Annotated in this window: 16 protein-coding genes; 9 read left to right on the top strand and 7 right to left on the bottom strand. The window is 58.0% G+C overall.

Annotation, left to right across the window (positions count from 1 at the left end; genetic code table 11):
• Positions 1-508 precede the first annotated feature (508 nt).
• Together Mal65_RS16835 and Mal65_RS16830 are read left to right on the top strand one after the other, a co-directional pair.
• A complete protein-coding gene (locus Mal65_RS16835) occupies positions 509-2,203 on the top strand; it encodes a sigma-70 family RNA polymerase sigma factor (protein ID WP_145300081.1) in 1,695 nt (564 codons plus the stop codon).
• Positions 2,204-2,378: 175 nt separating this feature from the next.
• On the top strand, positions 2,379-3,950 hold the full coding sequence (locus tag Mal65_RS16830; RefSeq protein ID WP_165701330.1) for a vitamin K epoxide reductase family protein: 1,572 nt from the start codon (positions 2,379-2,381) through the stop codon (positions 3,948-3,950).
• Here Mal65_RS16830 and Mal65_RS16825 read toward each other — a convergent pair.
• Positions 3,947-4,633: an HD domain-containing protein gene (locus Mal65_RS16825; protein ID WP_145300076.1), complete on the bottom strand. Its 687-nt coding sequence runs from the start codon at positions 4,631-4,633 to the stop codon at positions 3,947-3,949. The two genes, Mal65_RS16830 and Mal65_RS16825, sit on opposite strands and share 4 nt — an antisense overlap.
• Complete coding sequence (locus tag Mal65_RS16820) at positions 4,614-5,084, bottom strand: DUF1569 domain-containing protein (protein ID WP_145300073.1); 471 nt, start codon at positions 5,082-5,084, stop codon at positions 4,614-4,616. Before Mal65_RS16820 ends, Mal65_RS16825 begins: the two co-directional genes overlap by 20 nt.
• Positions 5,085-5,310: 226 nt before the next feature.
• Between Mal65_RS16820 and Mal65_RS16815 the strand changes: the two genes are divergently transcribed.
• From Mal65_RS16815 to Mal65_RS16805, 3 genes are all read left to right on the top strand, one after another.
• Complete coding sequence (locus tag Mal65_RS16815) at positions 5,311-5,814, top strand: DUF1569 domain-containing protein (RefSeq protein WP_145300070.1); 504 nt, start codon at positions 5,311-5,313, stop codon at positions 5,812-5,814.
• Positions 5,815-5,826: 12 nt separating this feature from the next.
• Positions 5,827-6,222 (top strand): VOC family protein, encoded by a 396-nt coding sequence (locus tag Mal65_RS16810; protein ID WP_145300067.1) that lies wholly within the window; start codon positions 5,827-5,829, stop codon positions 6,220-6,222.
• Between the two features lie 131 nt (positions 6,223-6,353).
• Positions 6,354-6,686 (top strand): four-helix bundle copper-binding protein, encoded by a 333-nt coding sequence (locus Mal65_RS16805; RefSeq protein ID WP_145300064.1) that lies wholly within the window; start codon positions 6,354-6,356, stop codon positions 6,684-6,686.
• A 158-nt stretch (positions 6,687-6,844) separates the two neighbouring features.
• Here the strand turns inward: Mal65_RS16805 and Mal65_RS16800 are convergent, their stop codons facing one another.
• A complete protein-coding gene (locus tag Mal65_RS16800) occupies positions 6,845-8,299 on the bottom strand; it encodes a Gfo/Idh/MocA family protein (RefSeq protein WP_145300061.1) in 1,455 nt (484 codons plus the stop codon).
• A gap of 239 nt (positions 8,300-8,538) precedes the next feature.
• Here Mal65_RS16800 and Mal65_RS16795 point away from each other — a divergent pair, with 239 nt between their 5' ends.
• Complete coding sequence (locus tag Mal65_RS16795) at positions 8,539-9,822, top strand: thymidine phosphorylase (RefSeq protein ID WP_165701329.1); 1,284 nt, start codon at positions 8,539-8,541, stop codon at positions 9,820-9,822.
• A gap of 30 nt (positions 9,823-9,852) precedes the next feature.
• The gene (locus Mal65_RS16790; protein ID WP_145300055.1) at positions 9,853-10,269 is read left to right on the top strand and encodes a cytidine deaminase; all 417 of its coding nucleotides are present in this window, start codon (positions 9,853-9,855) and stop codon (positions 10,267-10,269) included.
• A gap of 171 nt (positions 10,270-10,440) precedes the next feature.
• On the opposite strand, the gene Mal65_RS16785 is transcribed toward Mal65_RS16790, so the two are convergent.
• Together Mal65_RS16785 and Mal65_RS16780 are read right to left on the bottom strand one after the other, a co-directional pair.
• Positions 10,441-11,010 carry a hypothetical protein gene (locus Mal65_RS16785; RefSeq protein WP_145300052.1) on the bottom strand — a complete coding sequence of 190 codons (570 nt, stop codon included), beginning with the start codon at positions 11,008-11,010 and terminating at the stop codon, positions 10,441-10,443.
• Positions 11,011-11,225: 215 nt separating this feature from the next.
• On the bottom strand, positions 11,226-11,864 hold the full coding sequence (locus tag Mal65_RS16780) for an RNA polymerase sigma factor (protein WP_145300050.1): 639 nt from the start codon (positions 11,862-11,864) through the stop codon (positions 11,226-11,228).
• Positions 11,865-12,036: 172 nt separating this feature from the next.
• Here Mal65_RS16780 and Mal65_RS16775 point away from each other — a divergent pair, with 172 nt between their 5' ends.
• Positions 12,037-14,334, top strand: coding sequence for a serine/threonine-protein kinase (locus Mal65_RS16775; RefSeq protein WP_145300047.1), 2,298 nt, complete (start codon positions 12,037-12,039; stop codon positions 14,332-14,334).
• 37 nt (positions 14,335-14,371) lie between these two features.
• Here the strand turns inward: Mal65_RS16775 and Mal65_RS16770 are convergent, their stop codons facing one another.
• Positions 14,372-14,851 (bottom strand): hypothetical protein, encoded by a 480-nt coding sequence (locus tag Mal65_RS16770; protein ID WP_145300044.1) that lies wholly within the window; start codon positions 14,849-14,851, stop codon positions 14,372-14,374.
• Between the two features lie 450 nt (positions 14,852-15,301).
• On the opposite strand from Mal65_RS16770, the gene Mal65_RS16765 reads away from it, so the two are divergent.
• A complete protein-coding gene (locus Mal65_RS16765) occupies positions 15,302-15,775 on the top strand; it encodes a CBS domain-containing protein (RefSeq protein ID WP_196784240.1) in 474 nt (157 codons plus the stop codon).
• Positions 15,776-15,927: 152 nt separating this feature from the next.
• Here the strand turns inward: Mal65_RS16765 and Mal65_RS16760 are convergent, their stop codons facing one another.
• Positions 15,928-17,355 (bottom strand): hypothetical protein, encoded by a 1,428-nt coding sequence (locus Mal65_RS16760; RefSeq protein WP_145300041.1) that lies wholly within the window; start codon positions 17,353-17,355, stop codon positions 15,928-15,930.
• Between the last annotated feature and the right edge of the window lie 418 nt (positions 17,356-17,773).

The following is a 17,773-nucleotide window of genomic DNA, read 5'->3' as shown; positions in this document are numbered from 1 at the left end:
GCGAAATTTGAACAGGATGTCTCGGAATGAGACTGGAAAAAGTTGCAACGACTTGGAAAAGTTTCAAGACATCTGGGCGGTAAACCGGGCCCCACCGATGAACCCGCCGGACGAGTTTTCTGTCCAAAGCGGCATGAAAACGCGATCGACGCGTCGGATGGTGAGGGCAAAGGAAAAATATTTTTTGGTTTTGGCCCCAAATTTTCTACTCATCTCGCCGGACAGTTTTTCAGTCCGATTGGCAGCCATGTCGGGCTTACACCCCCGTTAGTGGTGCAAAGAGTGTGACCAGACGTGTCACAGCCGTGTCAGATACTGGAAAACAGGCCACACCCGACGCTTGACGCGTAGGTTTTAATGAGGCGAGCGACAAGGAGTCGCTCACCCCCGTACCGTCCACAGGATTCGGATGGTCCCCGGGAAACATTTGTGGTTGGAACGAGCGGCCCGCCGGGGTCGCATGGAAATTCGCTTTCGTTACCGATCGCAGCACTGGGAGGATACCGCGATGCATACGACTTATCGCGACGCAAAAGTCAAGGAACTTCGTGACCAACTGATCCGCTTTTCGCCCAAGGCGAACAAGTCGGAATTGGCAGATGCCGCGGAGTCGCTGCATAACGACGTCACCGAAGACCGTCAGTACGCGTACGACTTTGTCTACTTTCGTTTGACCAAGTTTCGGCCGGAAAACCCCAGCCGTCACAATATCGCCGGCGTCGACCTGCGACATGACTTGCGGCAAATGATCGAAGACCTGACCGAAGCGGCCGAAATCCCGGTCGAACAAGTCGCCCAGCCGGTCCACACACTGAAGGACTTGGCACGGATGTTTCGTGTATCCACCAAGACGATCAGTCGCTGGCGAAACGCCGGACTGGTCAGCCGGAAATATGTCGTCGACGGACGCAAACGCGTCGGTTTCCTGCACACCAGCATTGAACACTTCAGCCAACAGAACCGGGAAAAGGTTCGCCGTGGGGAACGTTTCAGTCAGCTGAGTGACGAAGAGAAAAGCGAGATCGTCGAACGAGCACGTCAATTGGTCGAAGGCGGTGCGACGCCGGCCGAAGTGACCCGGCAAATCGCCGAACAGATGGGACGCAGCCCGGAAACGATCCGTTACACGCTGAAGAACTTCGACGCCGATCACAAGTCGCTGGCGATTTTCCCCAGCCATCGCGACACGCTGACCGACGACGACAAGCGGACGCTGTTCCGGATGCACAGCCAAGGCATGACCGTCAGCCAACTTTGCAAGCGGTTCAATCGGTCCCGCGCCAGCATCAACCGTCTACTGTTGGACGTTCGGGTGCAGTGCGTGTTCGAACTGCCGCTGGACTACATCTACAACGAAGACTTTGACCAGCCGGGCCGCGACGCGGAATTCTTGGGCGAAACGCCGGAACCGGCCAAGGCCGCGCGAAAGGTGCGTCCGCCCGCCGATCTTCCCAGCTACTTGGCCGCCCTTTACGACGTGCCACTGCTGACCCGCGAACAGGAATACCACCTGTTCCGCAAGATGAACTATCTGAAGCACCAAGCCAGCCGGTTGCGGGAACAATTGTCCGACAACCGCTGGAACAGCGACGATTCGATGTCCAAGACCGAGCGAATCGATCGCATTAATCAACTGTATGAAGAAGCCGTGAAGGTGAAGAACCTGATCGTGCAAAGCAACCTTCGTTTGGTGGTTTCGATCGCCAAGCGACACGTGGCCAAGGTCGATGACCTGTTCACGTTGATCAGCGACGGCAACATGTCACTGATCCGCGCGGTGGAAAAGTTTGACTACTCGCGTGGAAACAAGTTCAGCACCTATGCGTCGTGGGCGATCATGAAAAACTTCGCCCGCACGATTCCCAGCGAGTTCAAGCATCGGGACCGTTTCCGAACGACCACCGAAGAATTGTTCTTGCTGCGTCAGGACGACCGGATGGATCCGTACGTCGAGGAATCGGCGCACCTGCGACGCAAACGCGAACTGTCGAAAATCCTGAATCGTCTGGACGAAAGGGAACAACAGATCATTTCCGCCCGCTTCGGACTGGGACGCGGCAGCGAACCGCTGACCCTGAAAGAAGTCGGCGAAAAGATGGGTGTGACGAAGGAAAGAATTCGCCAACTGGAAGCCCGAGCGTTGGTGAAACTGCGTGAAGCCGCCGATGAAGAACGGATCGACGTTGAACTGGGAAGCGCCTAACGGCCGATGACGCAAAAGAAACATCGGCGGGCCGACATCGGGGCCGGCCGCCGATTTTCTGTTGTGTTCCACTTGATCTCGCCGATAGCGGTCTGCGAGACTCCCGTTTCACTGCGCGAGTTACACCATGTCGTCCCACCGCAACCTTGGCTCCCTTTCCCAAGAGAAAGACACCATGATGCCAGGAAGGCCAAGCCCTGCCCCGGAAATTTCCTCGTCCGCCCTGTCGTCACCGATGTGGGCCAAGCGGTTTCACGTCGCCGTGGTCGCGACGGCCAGTTTATTGGCGTTCAGCGGTCTGGTCCTAAGCTTGTATTTGGCCTGGTCAGGATTGACCGGTTCGACCGTCGCCGGCTGTGACGGCAGCACGTTTGATTGCAATCACGTGCTAACCAGCCGTTGGTCGAAAGTCTTCGGCTTGCCCGTCGGCTTGTTCGCCGCGGGGGTCTACATCGCCGTTTTGGGTTTGCTAGCCGCCGGCACGTTGTCGCCGCGGGCGTCGCTGCTGCAGCGCAGTGCCCTGGCCTTCTTGCTGATGACGGCAACGGTATCAGCCATCTGGTTCGTGGCCTTGCAGTTCTACATGCAAAAATTTTGCTTCTACTGCTGCACCACTCATGCGTGCAGCGTGCTGACCACCTTGGTGGTGGTACCGGGATTGCGGCTGCCCTGGAAACGGCTGTTGATGGTGACTGCCATGGGGGTCGCCGCGGTTGGAACGTTGACACTGATCCAGTGGCAATCGGAGCCGCCGCAGACGTTCCGCATCGAAACTCATGACGAATTGCCGCCCTTACTGACCGAACCGGGGCAGTCATCCGACGATGTCTTCGGTGCACCGGCGACCTTTGACGCGCCCGGATCCGCAACCGGGGACGACGTCTTTTCGGCACCCGGCGTCTTTGATGCCCCGACCGAATCGACGCCCGGTTTATTTGATGCCCCGGCGGTCGATGACGCGGAACCCACCCAACCGCCGGCCGATGAACTGCCCGTCTTCGAAGCGCCCGCGAACGGCCCGCCGGTCTTCAACGCTCCGGTTCAAGATTCCGCATCAACGCCTGCCGATCATCCGGCCGACAGCGGGCGATTCGCCTGGGCTGCCGCATCACCCTGGCTTTCGTTGATGGGTGTGGTCGCCGCGGATGGTGACGAAGAAGAAAAGGAAGAACCCCGGCTGGTCCCGGTTTCGTCGGGCCGCCGCCAATTGAACATTGCCCAGTGGCCGTTGTACGGTGATCTGGATGCAAAGTACGTCGTCGTCGCCATGTTCGACTACACATGCACCCATTGTCGTTCGACCTGCAAAGCAATCCGCGAAGCGGTAGAGAAAGATGGCTTGGATCTAGCGGTCGTGGCTCTGCCCACACCGTTGCACCGATCTTGCAACGACGCGGCGACCAGCAACGATCCCGCCGGAGCCCACCGCTGTGACGTCGCCAAGATGGCTGTCGCGGTCTGGTTGGCCGACCGAGAAAAGTTTCAACAGTTCCACGACTTTTTGATGTCGCAACAGCGGTCCGCCGGTGAAGCCCGTGCGAAGGCGATTGAATTGATCGGCGCCGAACAATTCAATCAGCGTATGGCCAGCAAGACCCCGTCGGACTACATCGCCAAGACGGTGTTTCTGTACAAAGAATCGGGCGCCGGAACCTTGCCCAAGCTGGTCTTTCCGCGGACGACCGTGGTCGGCGAAATCAGCAGCGGTTCGACGATCACCAACTTGGTCAAGCAAAACCTGCGTTAAACGTCCGCCGGATCGGTCACGCCGGTTCCAGCGTCGTCGCCGGCGGTGTCGCATTCGCTAAGGAACTGCGCCAAGAAGTCTCGCATGAACGTTTCGCGTTCTTCGGCGATCTGTTTCGCGGCTTCGGTGTTCAACAGGCCACGCAGCTTGAACAGCTTTTCGTGAAAGTGGCCGATGCCCGATTTGGAAGGATCATCGCATCCCGGGCGATGAAACGGTTGGCCTTTGACCGCGCCGTATTCGATCGTCCGCACGATTCCGATCGCACCCAGTGCGTCCAATCGATCGGCGTCTTGGACGATTTTTGCTTCGATCGACAGGGTGTTCGGATCGGCGGCTTTGCGAAACGAAATATTGTCGACGATGTGAACCACCTGATCGACGACGTCAGCGGGAACTGAAAACGTCGCCAGGATGTGCTTTGACAGCACGCCGCTGCGTTCGATTCCCTGGTGAAATTTTGCGTCGCCGATGTCGTGCAACAGCGCGGCCAATTCCACCACAAAGGCATCTCCGCCGGTTTGACGTTGGATCCAACGCGCCGTTCGCCAGACTCGCAGTACGTGGTCGGCGTCGTGTCCGGCACCCTGGCCTGACATGCGATCAATGACGATACCGCGTACTTGCCGGATCACCGATGGCCGATCCACGGGCAATGATGCGTCAGTGGGTGTTTGGTTCATCGGGATCCAGAAATCGCAAATGGTGAGCCGCATGAGCGGTGTGGACTTGTAACAGACGCTCGCGTTCCAGTTTGCCGAAAGCGGGGTGGGGTGCGAAAGGTCCGTTGTGGTTTTTCAACCGAACAACGCTGGCGGCAAAACGTTCGACCTCCAACGCATCGTCCAGGTCAGCGCCCGGTTGAAATGGCGGCGACGTCGGAATCCCACGTGGTGAATCGGTGGTCAAGATCTTCGGCAACAGGGTACGTCGCATCACTGGCCGCAGGAAAGCGAACGCCGACATCCACCATGGATACCCGTCAATACTGGGATCTTGGACCAATCGCAGGTGGCGACAAATCTGGCCCAGTGTCCATCGCCCTTTCGCCTGATAACCGGTTTGCAGCAAACGCGTTGCTTCGTCGGTGGCGTCCTCCAGGTCATCGAACTGTAATTTTCTTAGCTCATTCATCTCGGCTGCCTTGTTCATTGCGCGTGCATGACCACCCCGAACGTTAAAAAGAGGGACTGTTGCCATCATCGGCCGGGGCGGTCGACCAAGATCGAGCGTGTTGCGTCGAATCCGGTCGAAAACGATTGGTGTTGGATCAACGCGGTACTATTCGCTGGCAGGTTGGGTTCTTTGCAATGCCGATGCAGTTGTCACGACCAAAGTCGTCACGGAAACAAGGTGCTTCATGAAAGTCGAACGTCGAAAAATAGACTTCAGCGATGGGAATGCGGTCATCGACGACATCCAGCATTTGCACCATCACGGTTACCGGCGTGCGGGGAACTGGAATCTGACCCAGATTTGCCAGCACTTGGAAAAAACGATGACCGGGGGGATGGACGGATTCGGATTCCGGTTGCCATGGATTCTGCGCAAGACGGTGATCCAGTGGGCGTTTGATCGCGCGCTGAAGAAACGCAGTCTCCCGGCCGGCGCCCCCACGCTGAAGATGTTGCGTCCGGTCGAATTGGATGCCGCTGCGGGAGACGCGGATGAAGACGAAGCGGTCATCAACGCCTGCATCGCAGCGGTGCGGCGGGCCCAGGACTTTCCAGGCCCCATGAAAGACTATCCGCTGCTAGAAGACCCGCCGGTCGATCGGTGGAGAGATTTCATGTGGATCCACGCGGCCCACCACCTAAGCTTTTTGGTGCCGCGTGATGCGGACGACTCCGGTGCAAACTCTTGATTGGAAAACGCTATGAAACTGGGTTACGTGATTCTGTACGTCCGGGACGTGGAATCGACCATCGGCTTTTATGAGACGGCTTTCGGTATGGAATGTCGATTTCGTCACAGCGCCGAAGGCAACGACTATGCGGAAATGGAAACCGGTCAAACCGTACTGGCCTTTGCATCGGAGACGTTGGCCGATTCTCACGAGTTCGATTATGCCAAAGTCCGACCGGATCGTTCGCCACCGGCGATCGAAATCGCGCTGGTAACGGACGACGTTGAAGCGGCGTATGAAAAGGCCATCCAAGGCGGCGCGGCGGCGGTTCGACCTCCGGCGGACAAACCCTGGGGCCAAACGATCAGCTACGTCAGAGACGCCAACGGTTTTTTGATCGAGATCTGTTCACCGGTTGGTGGTTGAACGGGGCGAACGCCCCATCGAGATTCTCGGGAATTTGCTTGGCGTTGGATGGCATGGCCTTTGCGACCGTTGGACTGACAAGTCAATCGATCGTTTTAGCCAACCATCGCGTTTCTGAAGGGAGAAACCATATGAGCCAAGCAACCGCAACGATGCAGCAGTGCATTGAAAACTGCCAACATTGTCAAACAACGTGCAGCCAAATGTTGACCGAAACATGTCTGGTCGAAGGCGGGCCGCATGTCCAGCAGGACCACGTCAAAGCCATGCTGGACTGTGTTGCCGCGTGTCAGGCGTGTGTCGATTTCATGAGCCGCCACAGTGCGTTTCATGATCGCTACTGCGGCGCCTGTGCCGAAATCTGTCGCGTTTGTGCCGACAGTTGCCAACAGATCGGCGGCATGGACCAGTGCGTCGATGCCTGCCGTGCATGCCAAGAAAGTTGTTCGGCAATGGCCGCGTGATCGAACAAAGTTTTTGTTTGGATCTTCGGACGGACACCAGGTCTAAAAAAACAAAAGGCCGACACAGATTGCGCTGTGTCGGCCTTTTTTCGTAAGCCATTGCGAAATACCAGGCCGCGATCCGAGTGATCGAACTTCGGGACCGGCGTCAGAATCGACTAGCCTTCGATCTCAAAGCCTTGGCGGTATTGTCGTTTCAGGAACGGGTTTCCGGCGTCCGCATTGTCACCGACAAACCTTTCGGTCTTGGGATCGTGTTCCAATCGGGCACTGAGGACCAAATTGCTGGGCGACACGTCGAACGCCATCAGTTGATCACGCATCTCATTCAAGATCCGTTCCCAAGCGGCTTGATCGGTGGCCTGGTGCAAACGTGCTTCGTCAAAGGATCCCGCGGCGCGGATTGCGACATTGGCCAAGTTGCACCACCCGGTGCTGTAGTGACCGTTTTCGATCGGTGCGTTCAGCTTGGATTCGTCACGCGATTGCACCGCGTCGATGAAAGCTTGGACGTGACGCAGAACATTGTCGCCCTTGACGCCAAATTCTTTGATCACTTTGCCGGTTCCGTCCATCGCCCGACCGCGGCCGCGTTGGCCGAAATAGGTGCCGCCGTCGCAAACGACCGCGTATCCGCTGCCCGGCAGATTGGCGGGCAGACCGGCACGCAGTTTCCAGCCGCCTTTGCCGCCCGGAGTCGCCGCAAGATTGCTGAGCGCGATGTAGGTCGGGAACATTTCCGTTTCCAAAATCGCCACGTGCAAGTTGGGCGTGTTCCCCGCGTCGTCCCAGGCGACGCGACCGCCCGCGGCGGTGACGGCCGTCGGGGTGCTGACCTGGTCTTGATAGGCAACGTTACGGACGTCGTCCAAAATGTGGACGCCCCAGTTGCCCATTTCACCGCTGCCGGTGTTCCAGTCCCAGTGCCAATCGTAGTGCAGCTTGTCGCGATAGATCTTTTCTTTCGAAGCCGGACCGCACCACAGGTCGTAATCCACTTCCTTGTCGATCGTCAGCGGTGTGTCGCGGATTCCGATCGGTGCACGTTGGCCCATGCGTGCGGCGATCACGTACTGGACGTCGCCAAGGGCTTTCTCTTGATGCAGGAATGCTTTGGCTTCCGCCTGCATGGGGTCACTGCGTTGCTGCGTTCCGATCTGCACGATCTGGCCGGACCGTTTGGCGGCTTCGACAACCTTTGCACCTTCCCACTGGCTGTGCGACAGCGGTTTTTCGACATAGACGTCCTTGCCGGCGTTGATCGCCCAGATCGATGCCAGGCAATGCCAATGATTGCACGTCGCCACGACGACCGCGTCGACGTTTTCGTCGTCCATCACATGGCGTAGGTCCTGGTGCGCCGTGGCACCGTGCTTCTCTGCTAGTTCCTCGGCCAACCGGATATCGGGATCGGCCACGGCAACGATTCGGCATCCATTGGCTTTGGAAAAGGAACCGGCCAACTGTCCGCCACGCCATCCGGCTCCGAGAATCGCCAGTCGGACTTCGCTGCCCGCCGCCATCGCCGCGTTGGAGGTGGCAAGAGTCACGGTGGCCGAAGATGCGGCGGCTAGAAACGAACGACGCGAAATGGAGTGATTCAAATTTTTCATGGCGGGGAAATTCAGTTTCGAAGGTAGGAAATCCGGCCGGCTGTGTTTTATTCTGGGAGGACCCGAATGGATCTGGCGGCCCGTCGATGCCGCCGTTCCACGATCACTATCACGCCGGCGCAAACTCATTTGATGAAAAAACTGTTGATGCGAACATTTCTGACGGCGGCCATCGGTCGCCCCCGGACGAATGGTCCGATGCGTCCGGCAAGCCGCCTGGCCGGTGGCACTCGCGTCCTATGATAACTGATCTGCTGGCCACCAAACGGGATGCCGCCGAACTGTCGGGGGAAGAAATTCGATCGCTGATCGAAGGATTCGTTCGCGGTGACGTTGCCGATTATCAGATGTCGGCCTTTGCCATGGCCGTTCGCATCAACGGAATGACCGATGCGGAAACATCCGCACTGACCGCGGCGATGGTCGACAGCGGCGATTGTTTCGATCGCCTGACCGATCGCCCCCGGCTGGACAAGCACAGCACCGGCGGCGTCGGCGACAAGATTTCGCTGATTTTGGCACCGTTGCTGGCCGCCGCCGGGGCGGAAGTCCCGATGATCAGCGGCCGCGGACTGGGGCACACCGGTGGCACGCTGGACAAGCTGGAATCGATTCCCGGATTCCAAATCGACCTGTCGGCGGCACGTCGTAACGAAGTTCTGAAGCAAGTCGGTGCCTGTATCGTCGGCGCCGACGCATCGATCGCGCCGGGCGACCGCCGGCTGTATGCCTTGCGGGACGTCACCGCGACGATCGATTCGATTCCATTGATCACGGCCAGCATCCTGTCGAAAAAGTTGGCTGCGACACTGGATGCTTTGCTGATTGACGTGAAGGTCGGGCGTGGCGCATTCATGACATCGGTGGAACAGGCCGAATCGCTGGCTCGATCATTGATCCGCGTCGGGACAGATTCGGGCTTGCCGACCGCGGCCATTCTTTCCGACATGAACCAGCCGCTGGGGCGTTCGATTGGCAACGCGAACGAAGTCAATGAATCGTTGGACGTACTGGACGGCGGCGGTCCCGATGAGGTCCGTGAACTCACGCTTGCCTCCGCCGAAATCTTGTTGGTTCAAGGTGGACTTGCCACCGATGTCGATCAAGCGCGAAGCGTTTTGACGCGTTTGTTGGATGACGGTTCGGCGATGGAAAAATTCCAACAAATGGTGCATGCCCAGGGCGGGCGTTTGCCCGAACGTCTGGCACTTGCCGACGCCCACGTGATCACGGCCCCGGAATCAGGAACGATCGCCCAGATCGATGCGATCGAGCTGGCTCGAATTGTCGCAGTGATGGGTGGGGGGCGACAAAAGGTCGACGACGTGATCGATGCAACGGTTGGGTTGGATGTGCATGGGCGGGTTGGAAGTCGTGTCGAAACGGGCCAGCCGATCGCAACGCTGTATCAAGACGGCGAACCAGACGTGCGGTATATTCAAAGGGTCCACGAAGCCATCGTGATTCGTCAGCAGCAAGTGGAGAAACGCCCTCTGTTGATTCGCCGATATCCTTTCGAATAAGCATCGCTTGACCCCGGCAGTGTGCCCCCGATGAATGAATTGAAGCAGGCCGAAATCGATCGCCTGGTCTTGGCTGCGATTGAAGCACGCGATCAAGCGTACGCGCCGCACAGTCATTTTTATGTCGGCGCAGCGTTGCTGATGGGCGATGGAAAAATAGTCGGCGGATGCAATGTGGAAAACGCCAGCTATTCGTTGACCATCTGTGCCGAACGCGTCGCCGCATCGGCGGCGGTATCCCAGGGGTATCGGACTTGGCGTGCCGTCGCGATCGCCAGTATTGGCGGCGCGATGCCCTGTGGTGCGTGTCGCCAGTTTCTGGCCGAATTCGGCATGGATATCACCGTCATCACCATCGATGTGATCGACAACCAGCGACAGATACGCAAGCTGTCGCAATTGTTGCCCGACGCGTTTGACTCATCGGACATCCATTCGCACGGTTGACCCGGCCGGTCTTGGCGTTGCCGATTTCGGCTAGTTAACGCCGCGACGTCCATGAAGTTGCAACGTTGGTTGAACTTTGTTGCAAACAAAAACGCATGCCGACGATGTGCCGGCATGCGTTGCTTGCTTTCGGTGTGGACAAGCCAGACCGGGTGATCGATGCGAAAGCGATCAGTTCGCCGCTTCGGCTTTCTTGTTGCCTTTTCGTTTCTTTTGGCCGTTGCCCTTGTTCTTGCCTTTGCCCTGATTCTTCGGCTTCAGCGCGGTGCTGATTTGCTTCTGAGTCTCTTCGGGAAGCTTGGCCAATTGTTCTTCGGTCAACAAACCATAGGCAGCCTTACGGAAATCCGCGTTGGCTTTGGTGGCTTTGTTGATCAGTGCCACAACGTCATCGCTGAAAGTCTCCGAAACCGCAGCCAGGATTTCCTTGCGGCTTGCGTTTTCTTTCCGCAGTTTGGCGGTCAGCTGGGTGCGTTGTTTGTTGATCTCATTGGTCAATCCGGCTGCGCGGATCGTGGCCAGTTCCTTTTTCAAACCTTCGGCCAATTGGTCGTACTTGGCTTGTTGTTCGGCGGTCAGTTCCGCGGCCTTGATCTTGTTCATGACCATTTGGACGGTGCCGCGTTGGCCCGCCTTTGTCTTTTTGCCTTTGGCGGCAGTCGCGTCGTCGGCCGATGCGGATGTCAGGGACAGACAGCAACCAAGGGCGCAGGCCAAGGCTGCGATGAAAGCTTTGTTCATCTTTCGAGTTACCTTTTGTCAGAAATGACAGGGAGGGGTGGGGAAGGCAAAGATGCAGAAGAACGTCACGGCGGATGTGCCGATCACGTCCAGAATAATAACCCCTGCGACGCCGGTCCGGTTTCGCGGAGAATGGCGGAATTGAAAATCGCCGCGTCCCGCCCCGTTTCCGCCGTTGTCGGCAAGATCAGGCAGCGGCCAAATCGGACGGTCGGCTAGCGAGTCGGTCGGACATCGGAGAGCTTTTTTTCCAGCTGGCGAAGGCTGCGTGACAGCAAGACACGGACCGAAGCATCCGTCTTTCCCAACTGCTCGGCAATCTCCTTGGAAGGCAACCCGCGACTGTATCGCATCATCACCGCTTGGCGGGCTTCGTCACCCAATTCGTCGATCGCCTCCTGTAGACGGATCATGCGGATATCCCGGGAAAACGCCGCGCTGGCCGTCGTAAAACTGGCCGCCAACAATGCCTCCAGGCCGCCTTTCTGGTCGTCGGCACCGGCCTGTAGCGAACTTTGGCGACCGGCGTCGCGTCGCTGGGCTTCGAAATGGAATCGGTGGGCATCAACCACGCGACGCCGCGCCAGTTGCTGTAACCACTGCACCGGCGTGTACTGGTCCAGCGGCGCGGTCGCCAAACTGCTGATGGCCGCGGCACTGATTTCCTGGTACAGATCGTCGACTTCGACAACGGACAGCAACCGGTCGCTGCACAGGGATCGGACGAAACCTTTCAACGAATTTTCTCTACGCCGCATCAGTTCGGCCAACGCGTCGCTGTCATGCTGGCAAATTCGTTCGGTCAGATCCGTATCATCACCGTCGATCGGTTCGAACGCTTCCGATTCGCTCATTCGGACGTTCCTTGCTTGATTCCCAGGCCCATCGGACAAAAAATCATTTCCGCATACAGTCTAACCTGTATTGGCGGTCGGTCGTCCACCATGGGTGTGCGGCGAAACCGCCCGTGATTGCAAGTCTGCCCTATTTTTCCGTCTTCCGACCATTTCAGGAACGTTCGCCGTCATGTCGTTGGGATCGGGCCAAGGATCGGAAACCACCACACCCTCGGCGCCGCCTGCGGAACACTCCCTGCAGGTTCTGGATCGGTACTTGGAAGGCTGCCTCGATTCGGTCGCCCAGCGGGCTCCGGTGCAACGGCCTGCGGAATTGCTGGAGCTTATTCCGTCGCAGTTGCCCGTCCAGCACCATCCGCTGTTGCTGACGGAAATGATCAAGATGGACATGGCCATTGATGCCGAATCAGGTTCGATTCGCAGCATCGAAGACTACATCGATGGTTTGTCACCTCCGCTGTCACGCGAATCGGTGTCGCTGGATCTGGTGATGGAGGAACGCCAGTTATTGCAGTCGCTCGGTAAACGCCCGCCGCAGCCTTTGGAACAGAGGTTTCCGCATCTTGCCAATTTGGATTTGCCGCTGGGCAGTGAGGTGGAGGCGACATCAGCGGCCGTGAAAACACGAGCGCCACAGTCGTTGCCGGCCGGTACGACGGTGGACGATTTTTCGATCATTCGCGAATTGGGCAAGGGCGCGTTTGCCCAGGTCTATTTGGCCCGGCAAAATTCGATGCAGCGATTGGTGGCGTTGAAAGTGTCGCGCGGGACCGGCGCCGAATCCCAGACGCTGGCGCAGTTGGACCACCCCAACATCGTGCGTGTCTATGACCAACGCATGACGGTCTGTCCGGAATGCAACGACGACGGCGAAGTCCATTTGTTGTACATGCAGTACGTCCCCGGGGGGACGCTTGCCGATGTGGTCAAAGTCGTCCGGGACGGATCCGCGGCAGCACCCGGGGAAACACCGACGGGCAAGTGGTTGCTCCGGTGCATCGACCAGCAATTGTTGCAGGCGACCCAACAGGTGCCCGAACGTTCCAGCCTGCGTCAGTGGTTGGCCGAAACACGATGGGCGGCCGTCGTTGCTTGGATCGGTATCCAATTGTCGGCGGCATTGCGGGCCGCCCACGAAAGAGGCGTGCTTCACCGCGACGTTAAACCTGCCAACGTGTTGTTAACCGCAGAAGGGGTCCCGAAGCTGGCGGATTTCAACGTCAGCTTTGCCGGTGCCGCGGGACGTGCGGGAGCAGCCGCCAACTTTGGTGGATCCATCGCCTACATGGCACCGGAACACCTGAACGCGGTGCGAACCTGTGACCCCGATGATCAAAAACGTGTGGGAACCGAAGCGGATTTTTATTCCCTGGCGGTGATGCTTTGGGAATTGTGGCAGGGGCATCGACCGTTTCAGGTGCCACGGCAAGCGTCGTCCTGGACCGAGATGCTGCAACAGCAATGCGAATCGCGGGACCAACCGCTTGCCGAACCGGTTCGATGCGATGATCCCAGCGAACGGGTGCTGGAATCGGCACTACGCGACGCATTGCATCATGATTCGAAAATTCGCATCGCGGCCGGCGCACGCTTGGAAGCCCACTTGAAATTGGCACTGCATCCGGAGGTCGCGGGGATCTTTGATCCGCCACCATCCAGCTACCGCCGTCGTTTGATGCGGTGGTCGCCACGGTGGTTGGCCGCAGCGGTGATTTTGACGCCCAACATCGCCGCCGGTGTCTTCAACTATTTTTACAACCAGCAACAGATCATCCAGCGTTATTCGTCCCTTGAACCTTCGTTTCAGGGGGCCTTTGAAATGCTGGCGTTCAGCGTCAACACGATCGCGTTTCCGACCGGTGCGGCTTTGCTGGTTTACTTCACCAGACCCGTGGTGATGGCGGTTCGGCGGGTTGCCAGGCGACAACCGGTTACCGAAACAGAGGTCGATGCGTCGCTTCGTTTGGGACGTCAGGCGGCCATCATTGGTGGTTCTCTTTGGATCATTGCCGGGGCCATCTATCCGACGATGCTACGATGGTGGTTCCCGTCGTTCGACCGCACCGAAGCGATGCACTTTTTCATGTCGCTGCTGATCTGCGGCGGCGTTGCTGCGGTGTATCCGTATTTCGGAATGCTGTGGCTGGTCACCAAGGTCTATTACCCAAGGTTCCAGCGTGATCGCTTGACCGACCCGAAATTCGAAGCCCGCGGCAAACGCGTGGCCACCCAAGGCGTTGTGTTTTTGTTGGCCGCAGCGGTGATTCCGTTGATCGGATTGATGTTGTTGCTGTCGCGAGACGTCATCGCCCGCGGGGTGATGCTGGTCGCGGTTTTGGCCAGCATTGCGGGACTGTGCGCCGCGTTGTTTGCCTACGACCGAATCATCAGTGACTGGCGCAAAATGGCACGGGTGCTTGGCAACAGACGTGGCGTGGTCGGTGAAACCGGTGACGCTTTGATTTGACGGTGCATCGAAAGTGTTCGATGCCAGTGTCAGCGTCCTAAAGGTACATCCCAACGAATCCGCCGCTTTCTTCGGCCTGTTTTTCGATCTCCGCGATCCGTTGACGTGTCTTTTCCAAATCACCGGCTTCGATATAGCGATCAAATTCCACCAGCACGCTGTGTTTGACGCTTTCGGCCAAGAATTCGACGATCGGTTCGTTCAGCCACGTACAGGTTTCACCACGCAATTGGGTGATCAAGTCAACCGACCGAGTCTTACGATCGGTCTTGTCGGTCATCGCCACGCCTTCGAATTCGAAACTGACCTCGCCGTGGGCCGGATCATTGGTCAGGTGATAGACGCACAGACCCTGATGCAGGTAATACGTGTTGTGCGAACCGTGTTTGTCGATCGCATTTTTAACCCGTTGGACAAAGGCCTCGTATTTCGGCGATGCGTCCACCGGAACGTCGAAGCGTGACACGCTGCGCAGGGGCAGACATTCGAACTCGATTTGCACCCAACGGCCAAACATAACGGTCAATTCCTTCGCTTTGTGAGAACTTTCACAACTGGGCATTTCACCCCCGCGGGCAGCATAGCCGATCCACCGCTCGGTTGTCCGCCCCGCTGCCGATGGCGTTGCGGCGGCGGTGACGTAAGTCTTTGTCCGATGGTGGTTTGCGGAAGCCGTTCCGTGTGAGTCTGGGCGTCGTGCCGGCGTTCGATGACGGCCCGATTCATTGCCACCGCGACGGGATTCGTATCGATGCCGCGGCGGACGGGGTGGAAGAATGAACGCCTAAATTTTCTTGACCGCGATTCGGCATTCGCCGCAACATTGCGTTTAGTGCGATGCGGCGACCCATCAATCGCTGCGATGCACTGACGTTGATCTTTTGAAATGTTCGTTGACTCAAGATTGCGTCCTGCGACGCGAGATTCGGTCTTCCGTTACAAGCCTTTTCACCGGAGCCCCAAGCCCATGATGCATACGATCACCGCCCGTGACTTGATGGTTTCCAATCTGGTCACCCTTTCGCCAGACATGGAAGTTATCGACGCGTTGAACGTGTTGTTGAAACGCAGGATTTCCGGCGCGCCGGTTGTGGACGAGGATCGTCAATTCCTAGGGATCTTTTCCGAAAAATCGTGTATGCGATTTGTCGTCGACGCGACCTACGACGGACTGCCATCGTCAAATTTGATGTCGTTCGTGGATGCCAGCCCTCCGGTCATCAGTGCGGAGACGGATCTGCTGACGATCGCCCAAACGTTTTTGGATGCCGCATGCCGGCGTTTGCCCGTTTTGGATGACTACGGACGTCTGTTGGGACAGATTTCCCGTCGTGACATCATGGGAGCGTTCTACGAACACATGAAACAGGTCCAGCGTGAACCCGCCGTCACGGGCTTGTACCTGAGTGCATTGATGGAATCGACCGAGCGTCCGGTCTGATCCAGCGCGAATCGCGGGAAGATGCGCCCCGCGAAACAGTGACCATTACGAAACAAAAAACGCGGGACGCGTCCATCGGGTGCGTCCCGCGTTTTCGTTTGGTTGCGGATCGAATCGAGAGTGTTCGACGAATCTTGGTCGATCGATTCGCGTCAATTCAGCGAGGCGTAGACCCGTTGGATCTCGTTTTCGATCTCCTGGTTGCTGCGATACAACCGGACCAGGGTTTCGCGTGTTTCTTTGACGCGACTCTCCAGGGTCTGGATGTAGTCGGTGATCGCCTCGGTTTCGATTCGGGTTTGGGCCAAGTCTTGTTCCAACTTCAACGCCTCGTCCTGGTATTCGACCAACAGGTTTTGGCTGGACCGTGTGGCTTCTTGCAGCACGTTGTTTTCGAATTCCAATTCCGCCTTTCGCATCGCCAATTCTTTTAATCGCAACCGAATATTTCGGATCCCGAATCGGTAATCGTTCAGCGGCCGGACGTAGTACTTGTCGATCAATTTGGCGACGTCTTCGTCGAACAGTTTCTCCGCGGCCTCCTGCTTGACGACCAACTGGTCACCCTGTTTGAACTGAACGCCTTTTTCGCCGCCGTGCTGAAGCCGGCTGTCCAGGGCTCGTCCGCTGCCGTCAAAGAACCCGCCTTGCAGGACACCGGATTGTGTGGGGCTGTCCACATCCAACGTGTACGGCTTCAAGAACTCAATCTTGTTCCAAACCGTTTCGATCGGATCCTCGGGCGTCGCACGCGAACCGTCTCGCAGATAGGACTGCAAGATTTCTTCGCTGACGCTGTCGCCCAGCAAGCTGCGGATCAATTCTTCGTCCGGTCGGCCGAACAGGTTTTCGTCGTCCGGTTCGCTGCCGGCGGCGATGAAGATCTGGTGACCGTCCAGCGGCAGCATTTCGTACAGGGACCAGCCGACCGCTTGGCGATTGCCGATGACCTGTTCTTGTTGCGGTTGAAGCGGGGTGGTGGGTTCGATCGTCACGGTGTTCGCATCGCTGGCGGTGACGCGAAATTCACCCAAGTAAAAATTGGGAACTGGAAATTCGAAACCTGGACGCGGTTGGTCGGCGAAGGCATGGACGACCAGTTCGCCGGGGACCAGGGTCTGCTGGGCACCATCGGCGGCGGCTTGTGCGTTGTCATCGCCAGCGGCGGCCGGATCGTCTTCGGGACGCGGCGGCTGGACCAGCGTGATCGCGCGGTCTTGGATATTGCCGACGCGAAGCCCCCGCCAGTGACGACCGGCTTCGGTGCCCAGTTGGGCCAATTGCTGGTTCAGGTCGACCGCGCCGGGGCCGGCGGTCGGGTCGGTGGGATCACCGAAATTCAGCACCTTTTGCTGGGCCACCGCCCCGTCATAACGCGTTTCCAGATCTTCCTTGATTTTGTGCCAGGCGGATCGGCTTTTCAGCACGATGGCCGTCGGGAAGATGAACACGACCGCCAGGATCATCGTCAACGACGCGGTCGTCAGGGCGTACCACCGCCAGTATGGGGAAGCCTTCCAGACCATCACAAAGAATGCGATGACCAGAATGACCAGGACGGCGAGGATGACGTACTGCATGAAACGACCGTGGCGTGGGGGGCCCGCCGAGCGGGTTGGACAAGCGATGCACCGCGTCGGGCACCAGAGGATCAGAAAGGCCGCCAAAACGCGGAGAAAAGGCCAGTCCGGATAGTAAATTGGGGTATTTGTAGCGTCAAGCTTTTCTCCGCCTCTGCGGGCGTTTCGCCGCCATCTTTCGCGCCCGCCATTCGTTGGACCGGTTGTGCCAACTGTACGGGGTTCTGCGCCAATCCGACAGCGGGCCGCATCCGTTTGCCCGCCGGGACGGGCCAATCGGTCGCCCAAAATGTCCCCGATGACGCGAAATCGCCAGGGTGCGAATGTGCAGCAATTTTCCGGCGAGTTGTCGCACAACCGGTACAGCCCGAACCACCGGAACCACTTGGGTGGGGTTCGGCCGGTCAGACCACATTCA

The sequence above is a fragment of the Crateriforma conspicua genome, from assembly GCF_007752935.1.
Lineage (GTDB): Bacteria > Planctomycetota > Planctomycetia > Pirellulales > Pirellulaceae > Crateriforma > Crateriforma conspicua.
The sequence above is the reverse complement of the archived record's forward strand: the minus strand, read 5'-3'. Positions and strand labels throughout refer to the sequence as shown.

Bases quoted from the DNA above. Each gene is read 5' to 3' on its own strand.
- Mal65_RS16835 (WP_145300081.1), top strand. From the start codon at position 509: ATGCATACGACTTATCGCGACGCAAAAGTCAAGGAACTTCGTGACCAA.
- Mal65_RS16780 (WP_145300050.1), bottom strand. From the start codon at position 11,864: ATGAGCGAATCGGAAGCGTTCGAACCGATCGACGGTGATGATACGGAT.
- Mal65_RS16830 (WP_165701330.1), top strand. From the start codon at position 2,379: ATGATGCCAGGAAGGCCAAGCCCTGCCCCGGAAATTTCCTCGTCCGCC.
- Mal65_RS16785 (WP_145300052.1), bottom strand. From the start codon at position 11,010: ATGAACAAAGCTTTCATCGCAGCCTTGGCCTGCGCCCTTGGTTGCTGT.
- Mal65_RS16775 (WP_145300047.1), top strand. From the start codon at position 12,037: ATGTCGTTGGGATCGGGCCAAGGATCGGAAACCACCACACCCTCGGCG.
- Mal65_RS16800 (WP_145300061.1), bottom strand. From the start codon at position 8,299: ATGAAAAATTTGAATCACTCCATTTCGCGTCGTTCGTTTCTAGCCGCC.
- Mal65_RS16820 (WP_145300073.1), bottom strand. From the start codon at position 5,084: ATGAATGAGCTAAGAAAATTACAGTTCGATGACCTGGAGGACGCCACC.
- Mal65_RS16760 (WP_145300041.1), bottom strand. From the start codon at position 17,355: ATGCAGTACGTCATCCTCGCCGTCCTGGTCATTCTGGTCATCGCATTC.
- Mal65_RS16795 (WP_165701329.1), top strand. From the start codon at position 8,539: ATGATAACTGATCTGCTGGCCACCAAACGGGATGCCGCCGAACTGTCG.
- Mal65_RS16770 (WP_145300044.1), bottom strand. From the start codon at position 14,851: ATGTTTGGCCGTTGGGTGCAAATCGAGTTCGAATGTCTGCCCCTGCGC.
- Mal65_RS16805 (WP_145300064.1), top strand. From the start codon at position 6,354: ATGAGCCAAGCAACCGCAACGATGCAGCAGTGCATTGAAAACTGCCAA.
- Mal65_RS16790 (WP_145300055.1), top strand. From the start codon at position 9,853: ATGAATGAATTGAAGCAGGCCGAAATCGATCGCCTGGTCTTGGCTGCG.
- Mal65_RS16815 (WP_145300070.1), top strand. From the start codon at position 5,311: ATGAAAGTCGAACGTCGAAAAATAGACTTCAGCGATGGGAATGCGGTC.
- Mal65_RS16825 (WP_145300076.1), bottom strand. From the start codon at position 4,633: ATGAACCAAACACCCACTGACGCATCATTGCCCGTGGATCGGCCATCG.
- Mal65_RS16810 (WP_145300067.1), top strand. From the start codon at position 5,827: ATGAAACTGGGTTACGTGATTCTGTACGTCCGGGACGTGGAATCGACC.
- Mal65_RS16765 (WP_196784240.1), top strand. From the start codon at position 15,302: ATGATGCATACGATCACCGCCCGTGACTTGATGGTTTCCAATCTGGTC.